Here is a 6,874-nt window from a genome sequence, read left to right on the forward strand (position 1 = left end):
TACGCCTCGCGGGCGGCGGCCTTGGCCGCCAGCGTGTCGCGGGTAGCCTCCGCCTGCACGGCCGTGGTGCGCGCCGCGGCCGCGTTCCGTTCGGCCTGCTGCGCCGCCTCCTTCTTCGCCGCCGCGGTGGCTCCGGCCGTCTGGGCGGCGCTGAGCGCGGTGGCGGCCGCCTGGCGTTGCGCCTGGGCGGTCGCCTCCGCTGATGCGGCGTCGGCGCGCCGGGCGGCGGCGATCTCCTTCTGGGTCTTGGCGATGTCGCGTTCGGCCTCGGCGGTCTCGCGCTTGGCCTTGGCGTCGGCGGCGGCGTTCTTGGCGGTCAGCTCGGCGGCCTCGGCCCTGGCCTGGGCCTCCTTGGCCTTCATGGCGTTGGAGGCGGCCAGGACGGCTTGGGCGGCGGCGCCGTCGGCGGCGGCCTTGGCCTGGGCGGCGGCCTCCTGGGCGGCGATGCGCCGGAACTCGGCCTGCGAGGCGTGCGTCTGCGTCTCGGCCAGCGCCATCAGCGTCTTGCTGTCGGCGGCCGAGGCACGGGTGGCGTTGGAGGCAGTGTCGGTGGCCTTGGAAACGGCCAGTGCGGCGGCGGCCGTGGCGCGGGTGACCTGGACGGCCTGCTGGCCGTAGAGCAGCCCACGGCCCCGGGGCAGCCCGGCGGCATCGGCGATGGCGTACGCGGCCTGCTGGGCGGCCACCGCGGTGGTGGCGTGCCGCTGCGAGGAGCGGGCGGCGCGGGCGGCCACGAAGCTGCGGCCGAGCGCCATGGCCTGGGCCTTGACGATGTCGTTCTTGACCTCGGTGAACGTCGCCGCGTCCGGGTAGTCCAGGCCCGCGCTTTCGGGGGTCTGCTTGAGCCAGTACGCCTGCCAGTCCGCGAGCCGGACCGCGATGATCGACTGGCCGAGCGCCTCGCCCAGGGCCTGGGAGGCGACCTGGAGGTCAGTGTTGGCCTGGGCCTCCTCGCCGAGGATGGCGTCACGCTGGGCGCGCTGGCCGTCGACCTCCTGCTGCCATTCGGCGGAGGCGGTGGCAAACTCGGCGGTCAGGACATTGTGCGGGTCGGGCGGATTGTCGGTGGTGCAGGAGGCGTAACGGGCCTTGAGGTTCTCGACGTCGACCCGGAACTCCATGCTGTCCGGGTCGGGCGCGCTGGTCGCGAACCCGCCGCGTTCCAGGAAGGCCCGCGCGTCGTCGGCGTACATGGCGTGCCCGGAGGTCATAGCCGACCAGGCGCGCCATCCCTCGTAGTCGCTGCCGTCCTCCGGGTAGCGGACCGCGGCGATCTTGTTGACCGCGGTCACCGACTCCGGCCCGGCCAGCGGGGTCTGATTCTCGTAGAGGGGGTCCTCGAACTGGATGGACTGCTTGAAGATCCAGCCGGACAGGCCCACCTTGGCGAACGGGTTGTCCTTCTGCTCGATCCACTGGAACCCGACGTTCGTGTAGCCCGCCGGGGGAATGACGTCGAGGGATTGCTCCCACACGTTGTGGCGGTCGTAGAGCTCGTCCGACTTGGCCGAGGCCGAGGCCGTGTCCTTGGCGAAGGCGGCACTCAGCGGCGTGCCCTCCCAGTAGTCCGGGTCGGCGGCCTGCAGCAGTTCGGTGTCCGTGCCGCGCAGGCCGGTACGGGCCACCGCCTTGAGCTCCTGGCCGCCCTTGCGCTGCATGACGCTGAGCAGGCATTGGGCCGCGCGGACATCGGCGGCATGGTCCAGGTCGTAGTCGGCGGCATCCGCGACGGCGGCCGTCGCGCCCAGCGCGGGTAAGGGCGTGAGCTGGGCGCTGGAGACCAGGACGGCGGCGGAGGTGACGGCCGCGGTGGTCGTCAGCAGCCGTCCCAGCAGGCGTCGCCGGGCACGGCGCCGCGGAAGAGGTAACGCGAAGAGCATGCAAAAGCCGTTCTCGAACAGCCCGGCGCGGTCGCCGGGCCAAGGTGGGAGCTGTGGGCGGGGCCGGGTCAGAAGAAGGCGTTGAAGGCGTTCCAGCCGCTGGTGCCGATCTGCACCCGCGCGGCGAAGGGCGCTGAGGCCACGCCGGTGCCCTTGAACAGCCACAACGCACCGGCGGAGTCGCGGGCGATCAGGTCGGGCTTGCCGTCGCCGCTGTTGTCGCCGGTGGAGACCAGAGCGGTGTAGGCGTCCCAGCCGGTGCCCACGGTGATGCGGGAGCCCAGGACGGCGTCGGTGGTGGCGTTGCCCGTGCCCTGGTAGATGGACAGGACGCCGGTGGTGTTGCGGGCCAGCAGGTCGTTCTTGCCGTCGCCTGTGTAATCGCCGTACCCGGCCAGGGCGTTCATGCCGTTCCAGCCGCTCGCCCCGGCCCGGACGCGCGTGATCAGGGTGCCGTCGGGCTTCCCCTGGTAGAGCCACAGCGCGCCGTCCGCGTCCCGGGCCAGGATGTCAGGAGTGGCGGTGCCGCCCATGTTGCCGGGGGACATCAGCAGGTTGTACATGTCCCAGCCCGGACCGATGACCTTGGTCTCGGTGCCGCGTTCGGCGGTGTAGTAGAGGCGGCCGCCCAGCCGGGCGTACAGGTCGGTGCCATTGCCGTTGTCGGAAATGTTGGCGCGCAGGAGCGCGGTCGCCGCGGAGAAGCCGCCGCCCAGATCGTTGGCGGACTGCAGGCCGCCGTCGCCCTTGGGGTCATAGGCGAGCAGATGACCGGTGTTGCCGCTGCGTACGAACAGGGGCAACATCGGCGCGGTCACCGTCTGGGCCGCCTGCCGGACACCGGCGAAGGCGGGAACAGCGGGGGAGAGGCTGAACACGGCAAGTACGGCCACCCCGGACAGGCTCACCCTCCGCCATATGGAGTTGCTCAAAAAGCCCGTCAATCGCACAAGCACATAGATCATCACGGTGCATGAGAGTGGAACGGGCCCCAAAGTGTGACATCCGCGGGCCCGGCGTTTTCGACGCGGGTTGTCGACACTGCCCACCTGCGGGTTCTTGATTACAGGCCGGGGTGTCGACAGACGGTCGTTTGCCGACACCCCGCCGAGTGGTCTTCGCCTCTCCGATGACGGACTTCAGGCCGGCGCGGCGCCCGGCAGAGTGCTGGGGTGTATCGGGCGGAGTCCGTCGAGGATGATGTGGAGATTGCGCTCCCACTGCTGATCGCTCGCCTGCAGGCCTAGGGTGTGCTCACCCGTAGCGGCGGCAGCCAACAGGAATGGGACGTTCTGCCAGACGATGTCGGTGCGCATGGCGCCGACTGCTTGGGCGCGCTCCACGAGACGCTGAATGCGTCCTCGCAGGTCCGCCAGACGCTGGGCGAGGGCGTCTCCGCAGGCGCCGCCGAGCGCCTCGCTGACACCGCAGCTCTCGGCGCGCAGGCGCACGTAAGCCGCCGCGAACACGCAGAATCCGCGCCAGGGATCCGGGTCCTCCAGAGCTTGATCGGCGACATTCGCGATCTCGTCGAGGATCTCCTCGAGCACCGCCTCAAGAAGAACCTGGAGGGAGGGGATCCGCCGATAGAAGGTGCCGACACCGACACCCGCTCGGTGCGCGATCGCGTGCGCGGAGACTCCGACGCCGACCTCGGCAACGGCGATTCGGGCGGCCTCCACCAAGCGCTCGAGGTTGCGCCGCGCGTCGGCGCGCGGGCGACGCCCCGACTCATCGACGAGCAGGCGGTCTACTGCGCTGGACGGCTGGCTCATGCGTTGATCCTACCGATAACTGGACCGATCTTGTCCGGTTAGCTAGCGTCTCAACCGGACAAGATCTGTCCGCTTGCAGTGGGGAGAGGCTGGGAATGGAATCGAAGAAGATCCGGGTGGGCATCATCGGGGCGAGCCCCGACCGGGGCTGGGCCGCTCGGGCACACGTGCCGGCTTTGACGGCACTACCGGAGTACGAGATCACCGCAGTCGGCACCAGCCGTCCCGAGAGCGCCCGTGCGGCGGCACGCAAGTTCGGCGCCGCGCAGGCTTTCACCGACGCCAGGCAACTATCTGAGCATCCCGAGGTGGACCTGGTCGTCATCACCGTCAAGGTTCCCGCGCACGCCGAACTGGTCGAGGCCGCACTGGCGGCCGGCAAGCACGTGTACTGCGAGTGGCCGCTGGCCCGGACCACCGATGAGGCCAACACCCTCATGAAGTCAGCCCGCAGTGCAGGTGTCCACCACGCGATCGGACTGCAGGCGCGCTTTGCCCCTGCGATCGCCTACGCCCGCGAACTTGTCGCGGGAGGCCATCTGGGACGTGTGACCTCAGCCACCGTGTACGCCGCCCGGGGGAAGGGGGCTGGGGGCCGAATCCCCGCCTGGGCCGCCTACACCCTCGACCGCGACACCGTCGCCGGCACACTCGAGGTCGCGGGCGGGCACACGCTCGATGCGCTGCAGCACGTGCTGGGCGGCATCAGCGACCTTTCGGCCACCTTGTCCGTACAGCACCCCGTCTCCACCATCGCCGAAACCGGCGAGGTGGTCGAGGCAACGAGCCCCGACCACCTCCTCCTCAACGCGACCCTCATCGGCGGTGCCGTCGTGTCCGCTCACATCCACGACGCCAAGGAGACCGATGCCCGGACCCGACTGGAAATCTCCGGCACCAACGGAGACCTCGCCATCGTCTCCACCGGAGCAGGCGGCCCGGCGGGCATCCAGATCGGTGAACTGCGCCTGCTCGGGACAGACGTTGCGGGCGCCACCTGGCGGGAACTGCCGATCCCCAGCCGATACCGCTGGACCTCCGGGATTGATCCGGCCGCACAGGGCTTCAATGTGGCCCAGATGTATGCCCAACTGGCCCTCGATCTCCGCACCGGCTCACGCAGCGTCCCAGACTTCGACGCCGGTCTGCGGTTGCACCGCCTTCTTGACGCCATCAGGCTCTCCGCAGATACGGGCACCCGCCAATCCTTGGGCTAACTCAGGGCCCACCCCGGTTGACTCCTCACCAACTGGCCGGCACTGATACGCGAAGGTCAGCGGGAACGAGCGCGGCGAGCCGCGCGGCGCGTGTCTGCCAGCAGTCGAGTGCAGGGGAGGACGAGCCCTGTCACTGCGGGATCTCAATCGCCGTCATCGGTGTTCTTTCCGTTCCTCGGGTGCCATCCGCTCGTCCGGTGGCTTCATTCGCAACCCGGTAGCGGCCGGGAGTGATCCCGTACTCGCGTTTGAACGCGGCGGCGAACGCGATGTCCGAGGAGTATCCGGCTTGCCGCGCGACCACTCGTAGCGGCGTGTCGGACTCGCGCAGCAAGTGCGCTGCGATTGTCATGCGCCACCAGGTCAGATAGGTCAGCGGAGGTCGTCCGACCAGCGCGGTGAACCGGCTGGCGAAGGCCGCCCGGGACAACCCCGCCGTCGCGCCGAGTTCGGCGACCGTCCACTGCCGGTCGGGGGCGTGATGGATGGCGGTGAGAGCCGCGGTGATCGCAGGGTCAGCGAGCGCCATCGACCAGCCGGTGGCTGCGGGGCTCTCGGCCTGCTCCTCGAACCAGGCTCGCAGGATGTAGAGCAGCAGCGTGTCGAGCAGCGCGGGCACGATCGCCTCCGCCCCAGGGCGCGGCCGCTCCAGTTCGCTGCCGAGCAGTTCGACGGCGGCACGCAGCGATGGGTGGCGTCCGATCCGTGCCGGCATGTGGACGATGGGCGGGACCTCTGACAGCAGCGGGTGCGCCGTTCTGCCGTCCAGCAGATAGGCCCCGCACAACAGGACGGTGGGGGCGCCGTCACCGCTTGGCCAGACGACCCCCTGGTGACGCAGATCGATCTCCGTCAGCGGGCTGGTGGGGCTGTCAGCCAGCGCATGTGCTCCGGAACCATACATGAATGCCACATCTCCAACACCGAGCTGGATCGGCGCCGCGTTGCCCGACGGTAGCAACCAGCACGACCCCTGCAGCACGACGTGGAAGGCGCCCCCGAATTCGTCGGCGAAACGCATGCCCCACGGCGCGAATAGCTCATGGCGATTCGCGTGGGGCCGGCCAGCACGCATGACGGTGATCGCGTCACTGAGGACATCCATGGCAAAAGTCTAATCATGTCGACGATCGCTTGAGAAGTGCAGACGTTCGCTTATTGAACGTCCTCAGTCCGTAGAATCGTCGGCACAAATCACGGCTCGATCCGGTGCCGGGCGCCGGATCGAGCCGGTGCGCGTGTGCGGGGCGGTCCGAGCCGATGGTCACTTTATCGCCGCCGTCGTTGCGGCAGGCGTCGCTGCCCCCACGGACGCCGCCGGGACTCGGGGGCCGCCGCCTGCCGTCCGATCTGGAACTTCCTCCATTTTGGACAGTACGCCGCCGCGGACGTCAACACCGCAGGTCAGGGGCGGCGACCGGACACAATCGGCAGCTCATGGGGGCTGCGGCACCCCGTAGCCGCCGCGGGGATCGATCGCGTAATACGTTCTGCGGCGGCGGATCTCGCTCGCCCTGGCTATCACGACGCCGTTGAGGTGGACCTTGGCACGGAACAGAGGATGGCGGTCGGGCACGCGCGCCCGTTGGTGGAAACCCGTAGGGGCAGCGATCGCGGCGGCGGGATTGGTGCTCGCCGTGCCCGCCGTGTCGGACGCGGAAAGCGCGAAGAGCGCCGCGTCCTTATCGAAAGCAGCATTCCCATCGAAATCCGTGGTGAAGAACACCGCGTACGAGAACGCCTCGGCGCGGGCCGTGGCGACCGGCCAGAAGATCGAAATCGTCAGTGAGCGGACCGAGTTCTCCACGACGTACGCCAATCCCGACGGAGCGACGTACTCCGAGGACATCTCCGCGGTTCCGTTGCGCGTCCGCGCCGCCGACGGCGGATGGACCGCGCCGGACGCGACGCTGGTGAGACACGCCGACGGCACGTTCGGCCCGAAGGCCGCGATGGTGAACCTGTCGTTCTCCGGCGGCGGCGCGGGGCCCATGGTCGCGAT

The 6,874-nt window shown here is 69.6% G+C and carries 6 protein-coding genes and 1 pseudogene; 2 read left to right on the forward strand and 5 right to left on the reverse strand.

Annotation, left to right across the window (positions count from 1 at the left end; all coding sequences use genetic code 11):
• From AB0J09_RS51395 to AB0J09_RS51405, 3 genes and pseudogenes are all read right to left on the reverse strand, one after another.
• Positions 1–1,880 (reverse strand): annotated as a pseudogene (locus AB0J09_RS51395) (hypothetical protein); the annotation flags it as partial.
• Between the two features lie 68 nt (positions 1,881–1,948).
• Entirely contained in the window at positions 1,949–2,773 is an 825-nt protein-coding gene (locus AB0J09_RS51400) for a VCBS repeat-containing protein (RefSeq protein ID WP_360708921.1), read from the reverse strand.
• 246 nt (positions 2,774–3,019) lie between these two features.
• Complete coding sequence (locus tag AB0J09_RS51405) at positions 3,020–3,655, reverse strand: TetR/AcrR family transcriptional regulator (protein ID WP_360708924.1); 636 nt, start codon at positions 3,653–3,655, stop codon at positions 3,020–3,022.
• Positions 3,656–3,750: 95 nt separating this feature from the next.
• On the opposite strand from AB0J09_RS51405, the gene AB0J09_RS51410 reads away from it, so the two are divergent.
• Positions 3,751–4,872: a Gfo/Idh/MocA family oxidoreductase gene (locus AB0J09_RS51410; RefSeq protein WP_360708927.1), complete on the forward strand. Its 1,122-nt coding sequence runs from the start codon at positions 3,751–3,753 to the stop codon at positions 4,870–4,872.
• A gap of 130 nt (positions 4,873–5,002) precedes the next feature.
• On the opposite strand, the gene AB0J09_RS51415 is transcribed toward AB0J09_RS51410, so the two are convergent.
• Positions 5,003–5,977 (reverse strand): AraC family transcriptional regulator, encoded by a 975-nt coding sequence (locus AB0J09_RS51415; protein WP_360708929.1) that lies wholly within the window; start codon positions 5,975–5,977, stop codon positions 5,003–5,005.
• A 330-nt stretch (positions 5,978–6,307) separates the two neighbouring features.
• On the reverse strand, positions 6,308–6,598 hold the full coding sequence (locus tag AB0J09_RS51420; RefSeq protein WP_360708932.1) for a hypothetical protein: 291 nt from the start codon (positions 6,596–6,598) through the stop codon (positions 6,308–6,310).
• Here AB0J09_RS51420 and AB0J09_RS51425 point away from each other — a divergent pair.
• A partial coding sequence (locus tag AB0J09_RS51425; RefSeq protein WP_360708935.1) for a hypothetical protein occupies positions 6,585–6,874 on the forward strand: 290 nt, incomplete at its 3' end. The genes AB0J09_RS51420 and AB0J09_RS51425 overlap by 14 nt on opposite strands.

The organism is Nonomuraea sp. NPDC049784 (assembly GCF_040659615.1).
Lineage (GTDB): Bacteria > Actinomycetota > Actinomycetes > Streptosporangiales > Streptosporangiaceae > Nonomuraea.

Excerpts from the sequence above, each read along its gene's own strand:
- AB0J09_RS51405 (WP_360708924.1), bottom strand. The coding sequence starts at position 3,655 with ATGAGCCAGCCGTCCAGCGCAGTAGACCGCCTGCTCGTCGATGAGTCG.
- AB0J09_RS51410 (WP_360708927.1), top strand. The coding sequence starts at position 3,751 with ATGGAATCGAAGAAGATCCGGGTGGGCATCATCGGGGCGAGCCCCGAC.
- AB0J09_RS51415 (WP_360708929.1), bottom strand. The coding sequence starts at position 5,977 with ATGGATGTCCTCAGTGACGCGATCACCGTCATGCGTGCTGGCCGGCCC.